The sequence below is a fragment of the Alteromonas australica genome, assembly GCF_000730385.1.
GTDB classification, from domain to species: domain Bacteria; phylum Pseudomonadota; class Gammaproteobacteria; order Enterobacterales; family Alteromonadaceae; genus Alteromonas; species Alteromonas australica.
The window spans coordinates 2,761,668-2,782,456 of the sequence record NZ_CP008849.1 but is presented as its reverse complement, the minus strand read 5'-3'; the positions used below and the strand labels follow the sequence as shown (position 1 = coordinate 2,782,456).

At 46.4% G+C, this 20,789-nt stretch carries 21 protein-coding genes; 13 read left to right on the top strand and 8 right to left on the bottom strand.

What is annotated here, in order from left to right; genetic code table 11:
• Positions 1-101: 101 nt before the first annotated feature.
• Positions 102-1,469, top strand: coding sequence for a DNA repair protein RadA (gene radA / locus EP13_RS12295; protein WP_044057546.1), 1,368 nt, complete (start codon positions 102-104; stop codon positions 1,467-1,469).
• Here radA and EP13_RS12290 read toward each other — a convergent pair.
• Positions 1,436-1,858, bottom strand: a complete 423-nt coding sequence (locus EP13_RS12290; RefSeq protein WP_044057545.1) for a PilZ domain-containing protein — start codon at positions 1,856-1,858, stop codon at positions 1,436-1,438. The genes radA and EP13_RS12290 overlap by 34 nt on opposite strands.
• Positions 1,859-2,028: 170 nt before the next feature.
• Positions 2,029-3,696, bottom strand: a complete 1,668-nt coding sequence (ettA, locus tag EP13_RS12285; RefSeq protein WP_044057544.1) for an energy-dependent translational throttle protein EttA — start codon at positions 3,694-3,696, stop codon at positions 2,029-2,031.
• Positions 3,697-3,896: 200 nt separating this feature from the next.
• Between ettA and lpxD the strand changes: the two genes are divergently transcribed.
• The 10 genes from lpxD to EP13_RS12235 all read left to right on the top strand — a co-directional run bounded on the left by lpxD (position 3,897) and on the right by EP13_RS12235 (position 12,322).
• On the top strand, positions 3,897-4,925 hold the full coding sequence (gene lpxD / locus EP13_RS12280) for a UDP-3-O-(3-hydroxymyristoyl)glucosamine N-acyltransferase (protein ID WP_044057543.1): 1,029 nt from the start codon (positions 3,897-3,899) through the stop codon (positions 4,923-4,925).
• A gap of 163 nt (positions 4,926-5,088) precedes the next feature.
• Positions 5,089-6,345 (top strand): serine hydroxymethyltransferase, encoded by a 1,257-nt coding sequence (gene glyA, locus EP13_RS12275; protein ID WP_044057542.1) that lies wholly within the window; start codon positions 5,089-5,091, stop codon positions 6,343-6,345.
• A gap of 58 nt (positions 6,346-6,403) precedes the next feature.
• Positions 6,404-6,853: a transcriptional regulator NrdR gene (gene nrdR / locus EP13_RS12270; RefSeq protein WP_044057541.1), complete on the top strand. Its 450-nt coding sequence runs from the start codon at positions 6,404-6,406 to the stop codon at positions 6,851-6,853.
• 14 nt (positions 6,854-6,867) lie between these two features.
• Positions 6,868-7,989 (top strand): bifunctional diaminohydroxyphosphoribosylaminopyrimidine deaminase/5-amino-6-(5-phosphoribosylamino)uracil reductase RibD, encoded by a 1,122-nt coding sequence (gene ribD / locus EP13_RS12265; RefSeq protein ID WP_044057540.1) that lies wholly within the window; start codon positions 6,868-6,870, stop codon positions 7,987-7,989.
• Between the two features lie 16 nt (positions 7,990-8,005).
• Positions 8,006-8,668 (top strand): riboflavin synthase, encoded by a 663-nt coding sequence (locus EP13_RS12260; RefSeq protein WP_044057539.1) that lies wholly within the window; start codon positions 8,006-8,008, stop codon positions 8,666-8,668.
• Positions 8,669-8,688: 20 nt separating this feature from the next.
• Entirely contained in the window at positions 8,689-9,789 is a 1,101-nt protein-coding gene (gene ribBA / locus EP13_RS12255; protein WP_044057538.1) for a bifunctional 3,4-dihydroxy-2-butanone-4-phosphate synthase/GTP cyclohydrolase II, read from the top strand.
• Between the two features lie 110 nt (positions 9,790-9,899).
• A complete protein-coding gene (gene ribH / locus EP13_RS12250; RefSeq protein ID WP_013783365.1) occupies positions 9,900-10,373 on the top strand; it encodes a 6,7-dimethyl-8-ribityllumazine synthase in 474 nt (157 codons plus the stop codon).
• A gap of 12 nt (positions 10,374-10,385) precedes the next feature.
• Complete coding sequence (gene nusB / locus EP13_RS12245) at positions 10,386-10,808, top strand: transcription antitermination factor NusB (protein WP_044057537.1); 423 nt, start codon at positions 10,386-10,388, stop codon at positions 10,806-10,808.
• A 48-nt stretch (positions 10,809-10,856) separates the two neighbouring features.
• Positions 10,857-11,822, top strand: coding sequence for a thiamine-phosphate kinase (gene thiL / locus EP13_RS12240; protein WP_044057536.1), 966 nt, complete (start codon positions 10,857-10,859; stop codon positions 11,820-11,822).
• Complete coding sequence (locus EP13_RS12235; protein WP_044057535.1) at positions 11,822-12,322, top strand: phosphatidylglycerophosphatase A family protein; 501 nt, start codon at positions 11,822-11,824, stop codon at positions 12,320-12,322. Before thiL ends, EP13_RS12235 begins: the two co-directional genes overlap by 1 nt.
• 117 nt (positions 12,323-12,439) lie before the next feature.
• On the opposite strand, the gene dxs is transcribed toward EP13_RS12235, so the two are convergent.
• From dxs to EP13_RS12220, 3 genes are read right to left on the bottom strand one after another with little or no spacing between them, the layout of a single operon-like run.
• The gene (gene dxs, locus EP13_RS12230; RefSeq protein WP_044057534.1) at positions 12,440-14,317 is read right to left on the bottom strand and encodes a 1-deoxy-D-xylulose-5-phosphate synthase; all 1,878 of its coding nucleotides are present in this window, start codon (positions 14,315-14,317) and stop codon (positions 12,440-12,442) included.
• A gap of 33 nt (positions 14,318-14,350) precedes the next feature.
• Complete coding sequence (locus EP13_RS12225) at positions 14,351-15,241, bottom strand: farnesyl diphosphate synthase (RefSeq protein ID WP_044057533.1); 891 nt, start codon at positions 15,239-15,241, stop codon at positions 14,351-14,353.
• A gap of 31 nt (positions 15,242-15,272) precedes the next feature.
• A complete protein-coding gene (locus tag EP13_RS12220; RefSeq protein ID WP_044057532.1) occupies positions 15,273-15,515 on the bottom strand; it encodes an exodeoxyribonuclease VII small subunit in 243 nt (80 codons plus the stop codon).
• Positions 15,516-15,777: 262 nt separating this feature from the next.
• Between EP13_RS12220 and pomA the strand changes: the two genes are divergently transcribed.
• Together pomA and EP13_RS12210 are read left to right on the top strand one after the other, a co-directional pair.
• A complete protein-coding gene (gene pomA, locus EP13_RS12215) occupies positions 15,778-16,542 on the top strand; it encodes a flagellar motor protein PomA (RefSeq protein WP_044057531.1) in 765 nt (254 codons plus the stop codon).
• Positions 16,542-17,471 (top strand): flagellar motor protein MotB, encoded by a 930-nt coding sequence (locus EP13_RS12210; RefSeq protein WP_044057530.1) that lies wholly within the window; start codon positions 16,542-16,544, stop codon positions 17,469-17,471. The genes pomA and EP13_RS12210 overlap by 1 nt, the downstream gene beginning before the upstream one ends.
• Before the next feature lie 46 nt (positions 17,472-17,517).
• Here EP13_RS12210 and EP13_RS12205 read toward each other — a convergent pair whose 3' ends face one another.
• The 3 genes from EP13_RS12205 to EP13_RS12195 are packed head-to-tail and all read right to left on the bottom strand — an operon-like array spanning position 17,518 to position 20,769.
• Positions 17,518-18,771 (bottom strand): SAM-dependent methyltransferase, encoded by a 1,254-nt coding sequence (locus EP13_RS12205; protein WP_044057529.1) that lies wholly within the window; start codon positions 18,769-18,771, stop codon positions 17,518-17,520.
• Positions 18,772-18,784: 13 nt separating this feature from the next.
• Positions 18,785-19,507 (bottom strand): DUF1365 domain-containing protein, encoded by a 723-nt coding sequence (locus EP13_RS12200; RefSeq protein WP_044057528.1) that lies wholly within the window; start codon positions 19,505-19,507, stop codon positions 18,785-18,787.
• The gene (locus tag EP13_RS12195) at positions 19,507-20,769 is read right to left on the bottom strand and encodes an NAD(P)/FAD-dependent oxidoreductase (RefSeq protein WP_044057527.1); all 1,263 of its coding nucleotides are present in this window, start codon (positions 20,767-20,769) and stop codon (positions 19,507-19,509) included. Before EP13_RS12195 ends, EP13_RS12200 begins: the two co-directional genes overlap by 1 nt.
• Positions 20,770-20,789: the final 20 nt, after the last annotated feature.

The following is a 20,789-nucleotide window of genomic DNA, read 5'->3' as shown; positions in this document are numbered from 1 at the left end:
TAACTGGCTTAGGAAGATTAAAAGCGGTGCTTTAGACGAGTTACTTAGACGATTATTATAATGATAGAATACCCTTTTTATGTCGTGGATTAAACTGGAATATGGCAAAACGAAAAACTGCATATGTGTGCTCTGATTGTGGTGCAGAGTTTCCACGTTGGCAAGGTCAATGCTCTGAGTGCAAAGAATGGAATACCATCAGTGAATTTGTGGTGAGCAGCGCGAAAGCGTCGTCGAAGCCCACCTTGTCGGGATATGCCGGACAAACAGCGGCCAAAATTGAAACCTTAAACGCTATCGACCTTGAATCGCTTCCACGATTTAGTGCTGGATTCAAAGAGTTAGACCGGGTGTTAGGGGGCGGGATTGTACCTGGCGCGGCCATGTTGATAGGGGGCTCACCAGGGGCAGGTAAAAGTACGCTGTTGCTTCAAGTTATGTGTCAAATGGCAAAAATGGCGCCCGCACTGTATGTCACGGGTGAAGAATCATTACAGCAGGTCGCCATGCGGGCTAGACGCTTACATCTTCCCGATGACAAGCTCATGATGTTGGCAGAAACCAACGTCGAGACCATTTGTGATTTAGCGCTAACGAAAAAGCCTAAGATTATGGTTATCGATTCTATTCAGGTGATGCATGTGTCCGATGTGCAATCTGCCCCTGGCAGTGTGTCACAGGTGCGTGAGAGCGCGGCATACCTTACCCGTTTTGCTAAACAGCAGCATATTTCCATGTTTATTGTAGGCCACGTCACTAAGGACGGTAACCTCGCGGGGCCCAAGGTACTCGAGCACTGCATCGACAGTTCTATGATGCTTGAAGGGGAAAGTGATGGGCGGTATCGCACCTTACGAAGCCATAAAAACCGGTTTGGTGCGGTTAACGAATTAGGCGTGTTTGCGATGACAGAAAGTGGGCTGAAGGAAGTCAATAATCCGTCAGCTATTTTCCTAAGCCGTGGCGACAAAGAAACGCCAGGGTCCAGCGTCATGGTAATATGGGAGGGGACGCGCCCACTTCTTGTTGAGATTCAGGCATTGGTTGATTATTCGCAAATGTCTAACCCTCGTCGTATCGCGGTGGGGCTAGATCAAAATCGTCTTTCTATGTTACTCGCCGTGCTACATAGGCATGGTAATGTGCAAATGAACGATCAGGATGTTTTTGTTAACGTCGTTGGCGGCGTGAAAGTCACTGAAACCAGCGCAGATTTAGCCTTGCTATTGGCGATGGTGTCAAGCTTTCGAAATCGCCCATTACCGAAAGACTTGATTGTGTTCGGCGAGGTGGGCCTAGCAGGAGAAATTAGGCCAGTGCCCAACGGCAATGAACGGATAATTGAAGCGGCAAAGCACGGTTTTAAGCGCGCTATTGTACCTAAAGCCAACGCGCCTAAGCAGGCCATTGGTGGGATGAAAGTGGTGCCAGTGTCTCAGTTGTCTGATGCACTTGAAGCTTTAGAATAAACGGCATCGATAAGCGCGTTTAAGTCTTTTTCATCTATGTGAGCATCTTCGCTGTTGAGTGTAATTAAACGGCGAAGTGCGCTAACACTATCCACATCCATTTTGGCCACTTTACACCCTAACGACACTGAGTCTTTTCTTTCATCATTTTGGCGATAAAGTTGCTCTATGTGTAAGGTGATAATAGGGCTATCTTCATTGGCTTGGAATTTTGCAGTATAGGGAATATGGCTATCAAAGGGGAGATGGCTTAACGCGCTTTCAGGGGCGAGAATTCGAATACCCGTGAGAGATACATCACTTATTGACACTGCGATCTGGCTGTCTTCATGAGACAGCGTACCAGGTACATTTAATTCTATTCGCGTAAACCGGCGTTTGTCGACCATGACTTAACTCATTAGTACATCGTCCGTTCAGTATTAGTGAAATGCCTTTTTATGGCAACTGTCTTTATGAGTTTTTAATGTTAACTGATGAATTGACAAATAAAAAAGCCCCTGACTGAAAGGGGCTGAATGTTGGCTCTTGGCGATTTACTATGTAGGCGCTTGGCAGGTTACTTCGCCATTTTTTTATATTTCAAACGATGGGGCTCTACCACATCCTGGCCGTACTCGGCTTTCAGCCAGCTCTCATAGTCGGCATAGTTACCTTCGAAGAAGTTAATTTTACCTTCGTCTCTGTAATCCATGATGTGCGTGGCCACACGGTCTAAGAACCAACGGTCATGGGAAATTACCATGGCGCAGCCTGGAAATTCTAACAGCGCGTTTTCAAGCGCTCGTAATGTTTCTACATCAAGGTCGTTAGTGGGCTCATCCAGCAGTAACACGTTGCCGCCTGCTTTAAGTAGCTTTGCCAAGTGCACACGATTACGTTCACCCCCCGACAAATCTTTAATAAACTTCTGCTGACTGTTACCTTTAAAGTTAAAGCGACTGCAGTATGCACGACTGTTAATTTCAAAGTTGCCAATGCGAATAATATCTTGGTCGTCAGAAATCTCTTTCCAAACGGTATTATTTTCATTCATGTGATCGCGGAACTGCTCAACGCTAGCGATTTGCACCGACTCACCAATGTTAATTGCACCAGAATCAGGTTGTTCTGAGCCCGTTAGCATTCTAAAGAGCGTAGATTTACCTGCACCGTTAGGTCCAACAATTCCGACAATAGCTCCCTTGGGCACTTTAAAGGTTAAATCATCAATTAATAAACGTTCGCCATAAGACTTTTTAAGCCCCTCAACCTCTATTACTTTGTCGCCCAAGCGTTCACCCGGTGGAATGAATAGCTCATTGGTTTCATTTCGTTTTTGATAATCACTGGTGGCCATTTCTTCGAAGCGAGCCATACGCGCTTTGCTTTTAGCATGGCGACCTTTTGGATTAGAGCGAACCCATTCAAGTTCTTGCTTCATACTCTTTTGACGAGCACTTTCTGTACGTTCTTCTTGTTCTAAGCGTTTCTCTTTCTGCTCTAACCACGAAGAGTAGTTACCTTCCCAAGGAATACCTTCACCGCGATCCAGTTCTAGGATCCAACCAGCCACATTATCGAGGAAGTATCTATCGTGGGTAATGGCGACCACAGTCCCCTCGTAATCGTGTAAGAAACGCTCTAGCCACGCGACTGATTCTGCATCCAAGTGGTTAGTGGGTTCATCCAATAAAAGCATTTCAGGCTTTTCTAATAATAAACGACAAAGTGCCACACGACGACGTTCACCCCCAGAAAGCTTGTTCACATCGGCATCCCAAGGCGGAAGGCGGAGGGCGTCGGCAGCGCGCTCTAGCGCGTTTTCAAGGTTGTGACCGTCTTTTGCCTGTATGATGGCTTCAAGCTCACCTTGCTCTTTTGCAAGGGCGTCAAAATCGGCGTCGGCATCAGCGTAAGCGGCATACACTTCATCTAGGCGCACGAGAGCGTGCTTAACGTCTGCCACGGCTTCTTCAATATTGCCACGTACATCTTTACTTTCATCTAATTGAGGTTCCTGCGGAAGGTAACCAATTTTCAATCCAGGCTGCGGTCGAGCTTCACCTTCAATGTCGGTATCTAAGCCGGCCATAATGCGAAGTAATGTAGACTTACCTGCGCCATTCAGACCGAGTACGCCTATTTTTGCGCCCGGGAAAAAGCTAAGAGAGATATCTTTTAAAATCTGACGATTCGGGGGAACAATTTTTCCTACCCGATGCATACTGTAAACGTATTGAGACATGCTGTGTCCTTGCCTAAAAATGATGCGTTATTATACGTGCAACAGGATAGCCTGTACCAGCGTCTAACGCCAACCAGGGGCGCAGATGATGGTATTTTGTGCAGTTGAGGCCAAAAGTCATAATATTCAGTCGGTCGCCTTTTAGAATTAAGGTAAACTTAGTTAGCATACGCAGTATTAAACTTGTAGGTATTGTTAGGATGACCGCAATGAAGAAAATAACCTATAGCCTTTCAGAGCTGGCGAATCACGTAGGTGGAGAAGTGCAGGGGAACGGGGATATTGTCATTTCCTCCGTGGGCACCTTAGCAGGGGCGCAATCACATCAAATCTCATTTCTCACTAATCCCAAATATAAAGCGCAGCTTAAAGAAACCCAAGCTGGCGCGGTTATCCTGCATGAAAAAATGAAGGCAGATTCACCGGTGGCGGCCTTAGTGGTAGCCAATCCTCATGCTGCCTTCGCACGTATAGCGCAACTGTTCGATACCTCTCCGCAGGTGGCAGTAGGCATCGCTGATTCCGCCCTAGTGGCGCCTTCCGCTAACCTTGGTAGTGATGTGTCGCTTGGTCACAATGTCATTATTGAAGAGAACGTGGTCATTGGCGATCGTGTCACCATAGGGGCCAATACCGTAGTACGCAAAGGGGCTCGAATTGGCGAGGGCAGTATCATATACCCTAATGTGACGGTTTATCATGACGTGCATATTGGTAAACGTGTGACTATTCATAGTCAAACGGTTATTGGCGCCTCTGGTTTTGGGTACGCCAATGATAAAGGTGTGTGGCTGCCAATTCCGCAAACAGGGTCGGTCATTATTGGCGACGATTGCCAAATAGGGGCAAGTAGCACTATTGATCGCGGCGCAATGGAAGACACGGTGTTGGGTAACAACGTGATTGTAGATAATCAAGTACAGATTGCTCACAATTGTATTATTGGCGACCATTCATGTATCTGCGGTGCAACGGGTATCGCAGGCAGTTGTCATATTGGGAAGCATGTGATCATTGGTGGTGGCGTGGGAGTGAACGGGCACATTACCATTTGCGATAACGTGCAAATAACCGGTTACACTATGATTGTACAAGATATTACCGAGCCCGGCGTCTACTCATCAGGGCAGCCAGCGCAGACGAATCGAGAATGGCGTAAAAACGCAGTGCGTCTACAAAAAATCGGCAGCCTATTTGACCGTGTAAAGGCTTTAGAAAAACAGGTCTGATGACACTGTAACGCCCGTATTACGTTAAACCTACGTCATTTGCTACATTTTGCACACAAAGCGGTATACAAGCGATTGAAAATGACTAGAATATGGCACCAAATTAGCAAACACTCATGCCTAATTTAGCGTGCCAATTTACTACCGCAGTTAAGGAGCCCCCATGTTTTCTCGCGAAATGAATATCGCCGATTTCGACCCAGAGTTAGCCAATGCAATGGCCAACGAGGTTGAACGTCAAGAACATCACATTGAGCTTATTGCTTCAGAAAATTACTGTAGCCCACGTGTTATGGAAGCACAGGGTTCTCAGCTTACAAACAAATACGCGGAAGGTTACCCGGGTAAGCGTTATTATGGTGGTTGTGAACATGTTGATGTTGTAGAGCAACTGGCAATCGATCGTGCTAAAGCCTTGTTTGGCGCAGATTACGCGAATGTTCAGCCCCATGCTGGTTCACAAGCTAACTCAGCCGTTTTCATGGCGCTACTCGATGCGGGTGACACAGTGCTGGGCATGAGCCTTTCTGAAGGTGGACACCTTACTCATGGTTCACACGTCAATTTTTCTGGTAAAACCTACAACGCGGTACAATACGGTTTAAACAAAGACACTGGCGAAATTGACTACGCACAAGTAGAAGCGCTAGCAAAAGAGCACAAGCCTAAAATGATTATTGGTGGTTTCTCTGCCTATTCAGGTATTGTCGACTGGGCTAAATTCCGTGAAATTGCAGATAGCGTAGGCGCATACCTTCTTGTTGATATGGCACACGTGGCGGGTCTTGTGGCCGCTGGCGTTTATCCAAACCCACTGCCTCACGCGCATGTAGTAACGACAACTACCCATAAAACATTGGCTGGCCCACGAAGCGGTTTAATCCTTTCTTCATGTGGCGACGAAGCAATTTATAAAAAATTAAATAGCTCTGTATTCCCAGGTAACCAAGGTGGTCCACTTTGCCATGTTATTGCTGCGAAAGCGGTCGCATTCAAAGAAGCGCTTCAGCCAGAGTTTAAAGAATACCAAAAGCAAGTGGTGGCAAACGCAAAAGCGATGGTTGCGGTTATGCAGGCACGCGGCTACAAAATTGTGTCTGGCGGCACAGACAACCACTTGTTTTTACTCGATCTTATCGATAAAGACATTACGGGTAAAGATGCCGATGCGGCACTAGGTTCAGCCAACATTACAGTAAACAAAAACTCTGTACCTAATGACCCACGCTCTCCATTCGTCACCAGTGGTTTGCGTATCGGAAGCCCGGCCATTACTCGTCGTGGTTTCAAAGAAGAGCAAGCGAAGCAAGTCGCGACTTGGATTTGCGATATTCTTGATAATATGGGTGATGACGCGGTGATTGAACGGGTGCAAAGCGAAGTGGTTGCACTTTGCGAAAAATTCCCTGTTTACGCATAATAAGGGGTAAAGCGCATCGACCTCAATAGGTGGGTGCGCGGTTGTTTTAGGAAGTGTTATGTTTTGTCCTTTTTGCTCAGAGCAAGAAACAAAAGTGATTGATTCTCGCTTAGTTGCTGAGGGGCAGCAAGTGCGCAGACGCCGTGAATGTGTTGTTTGTCACGAACGTTTTACCACGTTTGAAAGTGCTGAATTAGTGATGCCTCGCGTGATTAAGCGTGATGGTTCACGCGAACCTTTCAACGAAGATAAGTTACGTGCGGGGTTACAGCGCGCACTAGAAAAACGCCCGGTTAGCACGGAAAAAGTTGAGCAATGTGTGCTTTCATTAAAATCTCAACTTAGAGCGACCGGAGAGCGAGAAGTGGCCAGTGAGCTACTCGGAAACTTAATAATGAAAGCGTTAAAAGAGCTGGATAAAGTGGCTTACGTGAGATTCGCCTCTGTTTATCGCTCGTTTGAAGATATCCGAGAATTTGGTGAGGAAATTGCCAGACTAGGAGATTAACCACAGGATAAGCCGTGGACACTTCTACAATCAATCAAGATTACTATTGGATGGCAAAAGCCATTCGTCTTGCCCAACGTGGTTTATACACTACGTCACCCAACCCGAGAGTGGGATGCGTCATTGTCTCACCAGACAATCACTGTGTGGGTGAAGGTGCCCATCTCAAAGCGGGAACACCTCATGCTGAAGTTCATGCCCTAAAACAAGCAGGTGACCTTGCTAAAGGGGCGACGGCATACGTGACATTGGAACCATGTAGTCATTTCGGTAGAACGCCCCCCTGTGCCGAAGCGCTAATCCATGCTCAGGTAAAGCGTGTGGTAATTGCTATGACTGATCCAAACCCAAATGTGAGTGGCAACGGGATCCGCAAACTTCAAAACGCCGGAATTGAAGTCACTTCTGATGTAATGTCTGCCGAGGCCGGTGCGTTAAACCCAGGGTTTGTAAAGCGGATGCTAACCGGCAAACCTTATGTACGTGTGAAGCAAGGTATTAGCTTAGACGGTAAAATCGCGTTAAAAAACGGGGTGAGTCAATGGATTACAGGGCCAGAAGCACGCCAGGATGTACATAAATACCGCGCACAAAGCTGTGCAGTATTAACTGGCTCAGGCACGGTAGAGGCCGACAACCCCAGTTTATTGGTGCGTCCAAGTGAAGCTAAACTCTCAGCCTATCCCCTTGATACACTTCGCCAGCCTGTGCGTGTTGTTGTGGATGGCCAGTCTCGGTTAGCCAGCCATTACCAATGCTTCAACGATGGGTTCCCTACATACGTAGCCTCTACCTTACACCATGCAGATACCAAGCAAGGGCATTACCTTAAAGTTAACGCAAAAAACAATAAGGTTGATCTCAATCACCTAATGTTGCAACTAGGCGCTATGCAGTTCAATGAGGTATGGGTAGAGGCAGGACCAGGGCTGAGTGGTGCATTATTTGAGGCTGGCGAGGTAGATGAGTTTATTTGTTATCAAGCACCTATGCTGCTGGGTGACCAAGCAAGAAGTATGGTATCTTTGCCCCCATTTACCGCAATTGACCAAGCTGTTTCGCTGACTTTACTGGAGTCCCGTCACGTTGGTGAAGATTTAAAATTGCGTTATCGCGTGAACAACAGCGCGTTATAGCGCCGCGAGGAACACTATGTTTACTGGAATTATCGAATCCCTAGGCACCATTACCAAGTTAGATAACCGTGGTAACGACATTCGACTTACCGTGTCTTCCCCGACCTTAGATATGTCTGATGTCTCGCTAGGTGACAGCATAGCCACCAATGGCGTGTGTTTAACGGTAACCGAGATGGGAGCCGACTACTATTGCGCTGATGTTTCAGCCGAAACGATAAAGCTGACCGGGTTTGCTCACTATGGCACTGGGTCCAAAGTGAATTTAGAAAAGGCCATGCGTCCTACCGATAGACTAGGTGGGCACATTGTGTCTGGTCACGTGGACGGTGTTGGCGAAATTAGCAAGATAATTAAACACACCGATTACATTGAATTTTGGGTAAAAGCACCAACATCATTAGCAAAATACATTGCGCACAAAGGCAGTATCACGGTTGATGGTATAAGCCTGACCGTGAATGAAGTGAGTGGCGCAGAATTCATGCTGTGGATAATCCCACACACATTACAAGAAACCATCATGAGTACCTATAAAGTGGGCACGCGGGTCAATTTAGAAGTTGATGTAATTGCGCGATACCTAGAACGCTTAATGATGGGCGACAGCGCAGCGTCTACCGATACCAAAGGTATTGATATGGCGTTTTTAGCAGAAAATGGATTTTTAAAGAGATAACCCTACAAGAAGCACACACTATGGCATTTAACACCACACAAGAAATAATCGAAGATATTCGTCAGGGCAAAATGGTGATCCTGATGGATGATGAAGATCGTGAGAACGAAGGCGATCTCATCATGGCCGCTGAGCACGTTACGCCAGAGGCCATTAATTTTATGGTTACCCATGCTCGCGGCTTAGTATGCCTCCCTATGACCGAAGATCGTTGTAGACGGTTAAATCTACCGCTAATGGTAGATAAAAATGAAGCGCAGTTTTCAACTAACTTTACCGTCTCTATTGAAGCTGCTACGGGTGTGACCACGGGAATTTCGGCGGCAGATCGCGCAGTTACCATTAAAGCGGCGGTGGCTAAGGAAGCCAAAGCGTCTGATATTGTTCAACCTGGGCATATCTTTCCACTGATTGCGAAAGAAGGCGGGGTTTTAAACCGCGCCGGTCATACCGAAGCTGGCGTAGACTTACCCCGTTTAGCAGGGTTAGAGCCTGCTGGTGTCATCGTAGAAATTCTCAATGAAGATGGTTCAATGGCACGTCGCCCTGAGCTTGAAAAGTTTGCGGAAAAACACGATCTTAAGATCGGTACCATCGCGGATTTAATTGAGTACAGAAATTTAAATGAAACCACTATCGAAAAAGTGGCGCAGTGTCACTTACCCACAGAATATGGTGATTTCGAACTGCATACATTTAAAGACAGCATTGACAACCAATTACACTTTGCCCTCAAAAATGGTGAAGTGACGGAAGACAACCCTACATTAGTGCGCGTACATCTTCACAATACGTTTAGTGATCTACTTGGCTCTACCCGTGGTATTCATCGCTCGATGACTTTGGCTGATGGCATGCGTAAGATTGCAGAAGAGGGCGGGGTATTGGTGCTATTAGGTAAAGAAGAGCATATTGAACATCAGGTACGCCGCTTTGCCGCTGAAGACCGAGGGGAACGTCCAGCCGGTGCCGATTGGCAGGGGTCTTCTCGCACCATTGGGGTGGGAAGCCAAATTCTCGTCTCTATGGGCGTTCAAAAGATGCGCTTACTCAGTAAACCCATTAAGTACCATGCATTGTCAGGCTACGGCCTTGAAGTGGTTGAGTACGTACACGACTAGCGCGAGTGCGAAAGTACCCGTTTACGAATAGTTGAAGTTAAGGAAACAATCGATTTAGTTTGGGCGCGGTTGTGGTATACTTCGCGCCGTTTTTCTCGAGGAATAAAATCATGCAAGTAGTTGAAGGTAACATCAGAGCAACGGGTAAGAAAATTGCCATTGTTGTTGCTCGCTTTAATAGCTTCGTAGTTGAAAGTTTATTAGAAGGCGCGTTAGACACACTAGACCGTCATGGTGAAGTGAATGAAGACGATATCACAGTGGTTCGTGTTCCCGGTGCCTATGAGCTGCCTATTGTTGCCAAGAAACTTGCTGAGAAAAAATCTTTTGATGCCATTATTGCATTAGGTGCAGTAATTCGTGGCGGCACGCCTCATTTTGACTTTGTTGCCGGTGAGTGCAACAAGGGCCTAGCACAAGTATCGCTAGAGTATGGTGTACCGGTTTCATTCGGCGTTATCACTACAGATTCTATTGAACAGGCTATCGAACGTTCTGGAACCAAAGCAGGTAACAAAGGCGCAGAAGCTGCCCTTGGTGCACTTGAAATGGTTAACGTTATTGATGCTGTTGAAAAGCTTTAAGGTAAAAAATACGTGAAAGTTTCAGCTCGTCGTAAAGCCCGTGAACTTGCCCTTCAGGGTGTATATTCATGGCAAATGAGTCATAACGACATTCAGCAAGTAGAGTTAGCTTTAGCCACAAGCAATGATATGCAAAAAGTGGATATGGCCTATTTTCAGGCATTGCTTCGTGGTGTCGCTCACAATGCAAGCCATTTAGACACAACCATTAAGCCGTATTTAGGTCGTTTACCTGAAGAGCTTGATGCCATTGAAAAGGCTATTTTACGCATTGCTACGCTGGAACTGACAGAGCGTATGGATGTACCGTATCGCGTTATTATTAATGAAGCCATTGAACTTGCTAAGGCATTTGGTGCCGAAGAGAGTCATAAGTTTATTAATGGCGCATTAGATAAAGCGGTTCGCACTTTACGTAAAGACGAACGCAATTAATCGTGTGCCAGTGACAGCCACTGTCACCAAAGGGCTTTACCCATTACCGTGAAAGAATTTGACCTAATCGGCCGCTATTTTTCTAATGGCGGCTACAAACGCAAAGATGTGATCATTGGCATTGGTGATGACTGTGCCGTAACCAAGGTGCCAGAAAATCAACAACTCGCCGTGACCACTGACACCCTCGTCGGTGGCGTACATTTCTTATCTGATGCACCTGCTAAATCGGTGGCGTATAAAACCGTCGCCGTTAACTTAAGTGATTTAGCGGCTATGGGGGCAGAGCCCGCATGGATCAGTTTGTCGCTTTCATTACCCGAAGTGAAAGAAGACTGGTTAGCGGAGTTCGTCGATGGGCTGTACGAGCTAACGCAGTATTATTCTGTACAGCTTATTGGTGGCGACACTGTGAAAGGCCCCATGTCGATGACCATTACGGCCCAAGGGTTCATTCCTCCAGGGTCTGAGTTAACCCGCAGTGGCGCGAACCCCGGAGACTGGGTTTACGTGACAGGCACGTTAGGCGACGCAGGCGCAGGGTTGGATATTTTGCAAAACACGTTAGAAGTGAAGGGCGAAGCGCGAGATGTGCTGATTAATCGTCATTACTTCCCAACACCGCGTGTCGCCGTAGGCACTGCTTTGCGCCGTATTGCCACATCGTGTATTGATATTTCAGATGGGTTACTTTCCGATCTCAATCATATTCTGACCGCGTCTGGCTGCGGGGCCAATATTCATGTGGACAGACTTCCTTTGTCACGTGCTATCACCAGTGCTGTAGATAACGATACGGCGATAGAGTATGCCTTAAGTGCAGGTGATGATTACGAACTTATCTTTACCGTCAGTGAAGAACAGAAAGGCAATTTAGAAACCTCTTTGGCCAGCACCAACGTTAAAGCTACCTGCATTGGGCAGCTATCAGGCCATTCGAGTAACTTGTCTTTGTTTAAGGGCGAGAAACCTTACACGCCAAAACGTGACAAAGGCTATGAGCACAATTTCTAATGCAAAAAGAATATCGCGCTAGAGTCAGCATGAGAAATCCAGTGCACTTTTTAGCACTGGGTTTTGGTAGTGGCCTTGTGCCGTTTATGCCAGGTACCTTTGGGTCTCTTGCTGCCGTCCCACTTATTTATTTCAGTGCCAATTTACCTGTTGCGTTATTTATCACCTTTACCTTGGTTGCCAGCGTAGTGGGTATTTATCTCTGTGGTAAAACCGCTGACGACATGCAAGTGCATGACCATGGCTCTATTGTATGGGACGAAGTAGCAGGTATGTTTATTAGCTTTCTTTTTGTGCCCATCACCGCGCCGACTTTACTCATCGGTTTCTTGTTGTTCCGTTTGTTCGATATCTTAAAACCTTGGCCAATTGGCGTGGTAGATAAACGTATGCATGGGGGAACAGGTATCATGTTAGACGATATTATCGCCGGGATAATGACGTGTGTCTGTATGCATTTAGTTATTCATTTATGGCCTGCGGTATTGCTCATCTTTTAATGTCATAGGCTAACTTAGCGTATGGCGTTAAGCACCTGCCAGACATAGAAAAGGCCGCAACAGGTTCTGTTGCGGCCTTTTTGTTTGCCGATGTATTTAATAGGGTGAGCGTTGAGCTTACCCTTTTAGCGAATCAATCACCGCGGATATGCCAGCGGCATCTAATCCATGCTCTTTGTACATTTCCTCTTGTGTGCCTTGCAGTATAAAACTATCCGGTAGACCAAGCATACGAAGTGGCTTGAGTATGCCTTGTTGCTGCAAGCACTCATTTACAGCGCTGCCTGCGCCACCAGCTATACAGCCGTCTTCTAGGGTAATAAGTACATCGTGCGCGTGTGCTGCTTGTACAACTGCTTCGTCGTCGAGTGGCTTTACAAAGCGCATATCGATCACTGTTGCATTAGCAGCTTTGGCAGCTTCCAACGCGTAAGGAAGCAAAGTACCAAAGTTTAATATGGCGATTTTTTTGCCAGCGTCATTTGTAGCTTGGTAACAAACACGTGACTTCCCTAGCGCCATGGCGGTCATCGATGTTTCTGGCTCAATACCCATACCAGCACCGCGAGGGTAGCGCACTGCAGCTGGTTTTTGCAGCTTGTGGCCGGTGTATAACATTTGTCGACATTCGTTTTCGTCAGCCGGCGTCATGATGATCATGTTCGGTATACAGCGAAGAAACGCAATATCAAACGCGCCTTGGTGAGTAGGGCCGTCGGCGCCCACAATACCGGCTCTGTCAATGGCGAAAAGCACGGGAAGGTCTTGCAGCGCAACATCATGAATAAGCTGGTCGTAAGCCCGTTGTAAAAAGGTAGAGTAAATCGCTACAACAGGATTTAGGCCGTCTCTGGCTAAACCTGCAGCGAAGGTCACTGCGTGTTGCTCAGCAATCGCTACATCAAAGTATTGCTCGGGGTATTGTTGAGAAAACGCCACCATACCTGAGCCTTCCCGCATGGCCGGTGTCACGGCCATGAGTTTAGGGTCTTGTGCGGCCATATCGCAAAGCCATTGCCCAAATATTGTTGAAAACGTCGGTGACGATGGCTTCGACTTAGGTAGCGCATTATCAGCAGGGTTAAATTTAGGGACAGCATGGAATTTGATTGGGTCTTTTTCGGCAGACGGGTAACCTTTCCCTTTTTTGGTCACTACATGAAGAAGCTGCGGCCCTTCGAATTTTCGCATATTGCGAAGGGTATCGACTACGCCGTTAACATCATGTCCGTCAATAGGACCAATATAATTAAACCCTAACTCTTCAAAAATAGTGCCTGGTACCACCATGCCCTTAATGTGTTCTTCCGCTCGGCTAGCAAACTCTTTAATGGGGGGCACATTGCTGAGCAGTTTTTTACCGCCGTCGCGAATAGAGTTAAATAAATTCCCCGTTAGTAACCGTGCTAAGTGGCTGTTTAGCGCCCCTACGTTTTCGGAAATAGACATTTCGTTGTCATTTAAAACCACAACCATGTCTTTTTTGATATCGCCAGCGTGATTAAGTGCTTCAAATGCCATACCAGCGGTCATGGCTCCATCGCCAATAACGGCGACCACCTTTCTGTTTTGCCCTTCTTTTTCCGCCGCTACTGCCATGCCTAGAGCTGCACTTATTGAGGTAGAAGAATGCCCCACTGCAAAGGTGTCGTAATCGCTTTCTGGCGGCCAAGGAAAGGGATGAAGCCCATCTTTTTGGCGGATAGTCGACATTTGCTCGGCACGGCCGGTGAGTATTTTATGGGGGTAGGCTTGGTGACCCACATCCCAAATTAATCGGTCGAAGGGAGTATGGTAGATGTAATGCAGTGCAACCGTCAGTTCTACCGTGCCTAAACCAGAGGCGAAATGTCCACTGGTCTGACTTACGCTATTAAGTAAGTACTCACGTAATTCGTCGGCCAACAGACGCAATTTTTCTTGCGGTAGTTGGCGTAGTTTTTCCGGCGTCTGCGCAAGTGCAAGCGTGGGGTAATGTTGGAGATCTAAACTCATTATTTATTATCTTTTTTCAACATGGAGGCAGAACTAGTGGTTTCTATTAACCAACAGCTCGCTAAATGCAATTAAACTGTCTGTATTGTAGGGCAAACTGGCTAAGGCTTGAAGTGCATTCTCGTGCAGCTTGCCTAGTTCCGCTTTGGCACCGTCCAACCCGAGCTTTGCCGGAAAGGTATTTTTACCTAAGGCGATATCAGAACCCGCAGGTTTGCCAAGTTGTTCACTGCTGCCTTCGACATCAAGAATATCATCCTGCACCTGAAAAGCGAGGCCAATAAGTCTGGCATAGCTTAGCAAGCTATCTTTGGTGTGGTCGTCAAGATCGCTTGCGACTAGGCAGGTCATTTCAACGCATGCCTGAAGCAATGCGCCCGTTTTCAATTTGTGGAGTTCACGTAGCTGGGTTAAATCTATGCTTTTGCCTGTACTGGCTAAGTCGATGGCTTGGCCACCGCACATGCCCATATACCCAGCGGCTTGGGCTAACACTGACAATAGATTAGCACGGCGGCTATGCGCGAAATCGCTCAATGGTGTATCGGCTAAATGGCTGAATGCTAGTGCTTGCAGTGCGTCACCGGCCAAAATAGCGGTGGCCTCATCAAAGGCGATATGGCAAGTCGGCTGCCCCCGACGTAAATCATCGTCGTCCATGGCTGGCAAATCATCGTGAACCAGTGAATACGCGTGTACGCACTCGATGGCCATGCTAATCGCCATTTGGTCTTTCTTGGGCACATCCAGCGCATTTCCCACTAGTTGAACCAACAAGGGGCGCATGCGCTTACCCCCCGCAAGAAGGGAATGGTGCATAGCGGCCTTCAGGCGAGGAGCATGATTGGGTAGCGCATCAATGAGCGTGACTAATGCGGCATCAGTTTGCAGCTTAATTTGCTGATGCAATGCAGTAAAGTTCATAGGGTTCCTGTATTAAGATAAGCGAGTAACGTTAGGGCTGCTCGTTTTCTGGCAGAGTGTGAAGCTGATTTTCGCCTTGCTCATTAACAAGGATCTTCACTTTTTGCTCAGCTTGTTCTAATGATTGCTGGCCCAAACGTGACAGGGCAACGCCTCGCTCAAACTTTCCTAGTGCAACCTCTAGCGGTAAATCACCGTTTTCCATTTCTGATACAATGGCGTCCAGTTCACTTAATGTTTCTTCAAATGAGGGAGAATCTTTCTTTTCTGTCACGATAGTACTCGATATGCGGTGATTATTCGGATTACGCGCACATTAACTGAGGGTTGCCAAAGGGTCAAATGAAAACTCTATCCTAATGACGATATAAAGAAGCTCAGCAATTAGGTGCGAGATGGGTGAAAAGGTTCTACTATCTAAAAAAACAAAATTTCGGATTTTAAGATATTCTTATTATAGAATTTTTTGAACATGCCGATAGAATAGCCATAGTCGTTATGCGTCAGCTATAAAAGCAACAAATGAGGAAGAGTGAGTGGATTTAGCAACCGTCATAGGTATGTTGGGCGCCATAGGTTTCGTGGTAATGGCCATGGTAATGGGCGGCAGCATAAGTATGTTCGTCAATGTCCCTTCAATTTTGATTGTTTTTGGCGGCACATTGTTCGTAATTTTATCTCAATACACCATGGGGCAATTTTTCGGCGCAGGTAAAATTGCCGGTAAAGCATTCATGTTTAAGATTGACTCCCCAGAAGAGTTGATTGAAAAAATTGTTGAGATGGCCGACGCCGCAAGAAAAGGGGGCTTTCTGGCGCTTGAGGAAGCCGAGATTGACAACCCTTTTATGCAAAAAGGCGTTGATATGCTGGTGGACGGACACGACATCGAAGTCGTGCGAGATACACTGGCGAAAGACATTAGCATGACCACAGACCGACACGAATTTGGTGCGACCATCTTTAAGGGGATGGGCGATGTTGCCCCGGCAATGGGAATGATAGGTACACTCATTGGTTTGGTCGCCATGCTATCGAACATGGATGACCCAAAATCTATTGGCCCAGCAATGGCAGTTGCTTTGTTAACCACACTTTACGGTGCCTTTATGGCGAACATCATTTGTTTGCCCATGTCAGTAAAGCTTAACAACCGTGCTCAAGAAGAAAAACTTAACCAAATGCTGGTACTCGATGGCATCGTAGGCATTGCTGATGGACAGAACCCTCGAGTTATTGAAGGTATGCTCAAGAACTACCTAGCGGCGAGTAAACGCAATACAGGAACTGAGGACGAGTAATGGCTGAGCAAGAGTGCCCCAAATGCCCGCCGGAAGGGCTGCCCGCCTGGATGGGCACCTTTGCTGACCTTATGTCTCTTCTAATGTGCTTTTTTGTACTTTTGTTGTCGTTCTCAGAGATGGATGTGCTTAAGTTTAAACAAATCGCCGGTTCGATGAAGTTTGCCTTTGGTGTGCAAAATAAAATAGAAGTTAAAGATATTCCCAAGGGCACCAGTGTTATTGCTATGGAATTTAGACCGGGCAAGCCTGATCCATCACCCATAGATACCATTCAGCAGCAAACCATTGATATGACCCAGCAAATGCTAGAATTCCAAGCTGGTGATGAAGACTCTGCTGGCGGGCGCCAAAAGCAACGGGGTGAACAGCGAGGGGGGCAGTCGCAGCAAACGGCAACCGATCAGTCTTCCTCCGCAGAGCAAGCGGCGGAACAAAATGAAACCGCTGAGCTGATGAAGAAGATTGCTCAGCAGTTGGAAAAACAAATACTCGATGGCTCAATCGAAATGGAGTCTTTGGGGCAACAAATCACTATTCGTATCCGCGAAAACGGATCATTTTCGGCAGGTTCAGCATTCTTGCAGCCACAATTTAAGCCTATTGTGCGAAAAATTGGTGAGTTGCTTGCTGATGTGCCTGGGGAAATAGAAATTTCGGGCCACAGTGATGGCCAGCATATTGCCAACGAGCTATATCGCTCGAATTGGGATTTGTCATCTCAGCGAGCGGTTGCGGTGGCAGAAACCATGAGGGTTGTCTCAGGTTTTGACGAAAGCCGAATGTCTGTTGTGGGTAAGGCGGACACCCAGCCTATTGTTCCTGATGCAACTTCGCCCCTTGATAGAGCACGAAATCGCCGTGTGGAAATTAATATTAATCAGGGCAAACCCATGTTATCTAAACCTATATCGGTGGTGGACGAATAACCGTTTGTCTCTCACCGATAGAGGCTTTGGCATTCACCTATCTGGATTAGCGATGTAACATGTCGCGATGGTGAGGTTTAGCAATCACTAATTGCACTGTACTTATGGTGCGCTCTAAGAACCCCCCTTCGCAGTATTTTAAATAGTAGGTCCACATTCTAACAAACCGTTCATCGTACCCGTCTTTCAATAGGGCGTCTTTTGCCGAAATAAATGCCTGGTACCAATGATTCAGCGTGTAGGCATAATCTAACCCTATATCGTGCAAGTCGCGAATCATCATGTTTGTGTGGCGTTTAAGGTGGGCATTTAATTGATATTGTGAAGGCAAAAAGCCACCTGGGAATATGTATTTCTGTATAAAATCGACACTATTGGCATAGCTGTCGTAACGTCTGTCATCAATAGTAATCGACTGCAATAACATTAAACCGTTATCTTTAAGCAGTGACGAACATTTCTCAAAGAAATTACCCAAGTAGTCTTTGCCTACGGCTTCAATCATTTCAATGGACACTAACTTATCGAACTTACCTTCGAGTAGGCGGTAGTCTTTTTTCAATAAGGTTATATTCGACGTTAGCTGTTCTTTTTCAATCCACTGCTGAGCCCATGCATGTTGCTCTTCCGATATGGTCGTAGTGGTCACCTTACACCCATAATGTTTGGCGGCAAATACGGCAAGGCCGCCCCAGCCTGTACCTATTTCTAGTAGGTGGTCGTGCTCGGTTAATTTCAACTTATCGCAAATGGTTTTGAGCTTATTGTTTTGCGCTTCATGAAGGCTCGCCGTGGGGTCAGGATAAATTGCCGATGAATACATCATGGTGGGGTCTAAAAAACGGGTGTAAAGTTTATTGCCCAAATCATAGTGAGCTTCAATGTTCTTTTTCGCTTGTGACTGCGTGTTGCGATTGGTGAAGTGCTGTAACTTTAACAGTGGCATAGAAAGCCACTTGAATTTGTTTTCCCATTTATCGAGGGTGGGTAAATTACGCGCGAAAATTTGAACCACAGCAGTGACATCGTCGCTGTCCCAAAGCCCATCCATAAATGCTTCACCCGCTCCCACGCTGCCGCCTAGTAACAACTGGCGGTAGGCTTTGATAGACAGAATGTTCACGTTTGCCTGTAGCGTGTCATCCGGAAGACCAAATTGGGCCACTTTATGTCCATTTTCTAAAATGGTTAATGCACCGAGGGGTAATTTATCTAAGCAGCGTAAAAATACGCTACGACACATTTTATCTATCACTGACGCTTGTTCAGTATCTATAAGTACAGATTCACCAAAAGACATGTTGTTATTATTCCTAACTCTTTTCCGGATGGTCATACAAGGGCGTGCGCTTTATTAACAGTTTCAAAGCTTGCCAATAAATGCCAAGCATGGTTTTTATTGTCATGCTAGGTATACGTTTCATTGCCTGCCTTAGATTCGCATTATCTAATGTTAAACGAGACAAATTGATGCCCGCGCTAAACTCTTTGTCTTCGCGCACGCAATTCATAGTCAGTTTTAATGTGGCATCAGGTTGCGAAATTTGCCACTGATACGTCATATCCATGGGGTTAAAAGGCGAAACATGGAACGCTTTTTTCGTATCGTCTTGGGTGTGTAAGTCTACCAAGTAGTAATGCCGTTGGTTCCACGGCGTATTGCTTACCTCGGCTAACAAATAGGTAAATGCGCCTTGCGGGCTTCGCAAATAGTAAAAATTAACAGGGCTGAAATACAGCCCCCACATCCTTAATTGGCCAAGCATAAAAACATCACCATCTGTGAGCTTTGCGCCTAAGGAGGTCATTTTTTGCCTTACCGCACAAGACAACGGAATGTCGCTGGGGCCTAAATAATCGCTGCGTTTAAATTGCACTCGAGCACGTGACCGAGAAGAAAAGTGTGTCAGTTGCGTGTTTAATTCGTCTATCTCATCTAACTGAAGCCAGAATAAGTAGATGTCATAGTCAAACTTATGCTGAGTGGGCAAAAAGCGCTGGTGGTACACCTTACCTTGATAAAGTGCACTCTCCATTACAAGCGCGCTCCAAACCGTGCGCACACATCAAGGGCGCTTTTTACACCGTCTTCATGAAACCCGCTGTACCAATAAGCGCCGCAAAAATGCAGGCCGTCTTGGCCGCATATTTCCAGCCTACGTTGCTGAGCTTTAACCATTGCTTCGCTGTACTGAGGATGTGCGTAGCTATATTGGCCAATGATATCTGACGCGGTGATGTCGTTTTTATTCAGGGTGACGCAATACTCATTTTTCGCATCGAGTTTTTGCAAAATATTCATGTTGTACGTCACTGACGCCGGCTGTTGCTCTTCATTAGCTTCATCATTGAGCCTGTAATTCCAACTGGCCCACGCGAGTTTACGTTTCGGTAACTGATCTTTATCTTTGTGCAGTATCACATCATTGGCGGCGTAGGGAATGGCGCTCAGAATTTCCTGCTGGGCAGGGGAGGGTGAACCTAACATCCGAAGGGCTTGGTCACTGTGACACGCAAGCACCACTTCATCAAAGCGCTCTGTATTACCTTGTTTATCTTTAACAAACCAATACTCCTCTTTTTTATCCACCGATTGTACACCGCACGATAGCTTGATTTTATCTTTGAAACTGGCGGTCAGTGGCGGGATGTATTGATTGGACCCGCCTTTAATTGTGTACCATTGCGGTCTGTCGTTAATGTTTAGTAAGCCGTGGTTGTTAAAAAACTGAAGGAAGAACGTAAGCGGGAATTGTCGAGTTTGCGCCAACGTGGCCGACCATATAGCAGCGCACATGGGTAAAATGTAATAGCGGGCGAAGTCGTCGCTTAAACCTAGTTCTTCAATAATATCGTTTAGGGTTAAGCCTTCGGTGTCGCGCTTCTTTGCCACCATACGCTTACACGCTTTATTGAAGGTTAGAATGTCGCCAATGATACGCCAAAACCGAGGACGTAAAATATTCCGTCTTTGCGCGAACAAGCTGTTTAACGTATTACCATTATATTCTAAGTTTGCTTTTTCACTGGTAACAGAAAAGCTCATTTCTGTAGGTTGGTAATCAACGCCAAGCTTATTCATCAACGCGATAAAATTGGGGTATGTCCAATCATTAAACACAATAAACCCGGTATCAATATTTAAGGTCTTGCCGCTTTCTTGTACTTTTTTGGTGGCAGTATGGCCGCCAATATAGTCATTCTCCTCATACACAATAATGTCGTGCTCTTGATTAAGAAGGTAAGCAGTGGTTAGCCCTGAAATCCCTGTGCCGACAATGGCTATTCTTTTTTTCATTTTTATTGTTCTCTTGTAAT

What these genes read in the sequence shown, in the direction of transcription:
- EP13_RS12225 (WP_044057533.1), bottom strand. Translation starts at nt 15,241, where the DNA reads ATGAACTTTACTGCATTGCATCAGCAAATTAAGCTGCAAACTGATGCC.
- EP13_RS12205 (WP_044057529.1), bottom strand. Translation starts at nt 18,771, where the DNA reads ATGTCTTTTGGTGAATCTGTACTTATAGATACTGAACAAGCGTCAGTG.
- EP13_RS12235 (WP_044057535.1), top strand. Translation starts at nt 11,822, where the DNA reads ATGCAAAAAGAATATCGCGCTAGAGTCAGCATGAGAAATCCAGTGCAC.
- ettA (WP_044057544.1), bottom strand. Translation starts at nt 3,696, where the DNA reads ATGTCTCAATACGTTTACAGTATGCATCGGGTAGGAAAAATTGTTCCC.
- EP13_RS12200 (WP_044057528.1), bottom strand. Translation starts at nt 19,507, where the DNA reads ATGGAGAGTGCACTTTATCAAGGTAAGGTGTACCACCAGCGCTTTTTG.
- EP13_RS12290 (WP_044057545.1), bottom strand. Translation starts at nt 1,858, where the DNA reads ATGGTCGACAAACGCCGGTTTACGCGAATAGAATTAAATGTACCTGGT.
- glyA (WP_044057542.1), top strand. Translation starts at nt 5,089, where the DNA reads ATGTTTTCTCGCGAAATGAATATCGCCGATTTCGACCCAGAGTTAGCC.
- ribBA (WP_044057538.1), top strand. Translation starts at nt 8,689, where the DNA reads ATGGCATTTAACACCACACAAGAAATAATCGAAGATATTCGTCAGGGC.
- EP13_RS12195 (WP_044057527.1), bottom strand. Translation starts at nt 20,769, where the DNA reads ATGAAAAAAAGAATAGCCATTGTCGGCACAGGGATTTCAGGGCTAACC.
- EP13_RS12260 (WP_044057539.1), top strand. Translation starts at nt 8,006, where the DNA reads ATGTTTACTGGAATTATCGAATCCCTAGGCACCATTACCAAGTTAGAT.
- nrdR (WP_044057541.1), top strand. Translation starts at nt 6,404, where the DNA reads ATGTTTTGTCCTTTTTGCTCAGAGCAAGAAACAAAAGTGATTGATTCT.
- radA (WP_044057546.1), top strand. Translation starts at nt 102, where the DNA reads ATGGCAAAACGAAAAACTGCATATGTGTGCTCTGATTGTGGTGCAGAG.
- dxs (WP_044057534.1), bottom strand. Translation starts at nt 14,317, where the DNA reads ATGAGTTTAGATCTCCAACATTACCCCACGCTTGCACTTGCGCAGACG.
- ribH (WP_013783365.1), top strand. Translation starts at nt 9,900, where the DNA reads ATGCAAGTAGTTGAAGGTAACATCAGAGCAACGGGTAAGAAAATTGCC.
- EP13_RS12210 (WP_044057530.1), top strand. Translation starts at nt 16,542, where the DNA reads ATGGCTGAGCAAGAGTGCCCCAAATGCCCGCCGGAAGGGCTGCCCGCC.
- lpxD (WP_044057543.1), top strand. Translation starts at nt 3,897, where the DNA reads ATGACCGCAATGAAGAAAATAACCTATAGCCTTTCAGAGCTGGCGAAT.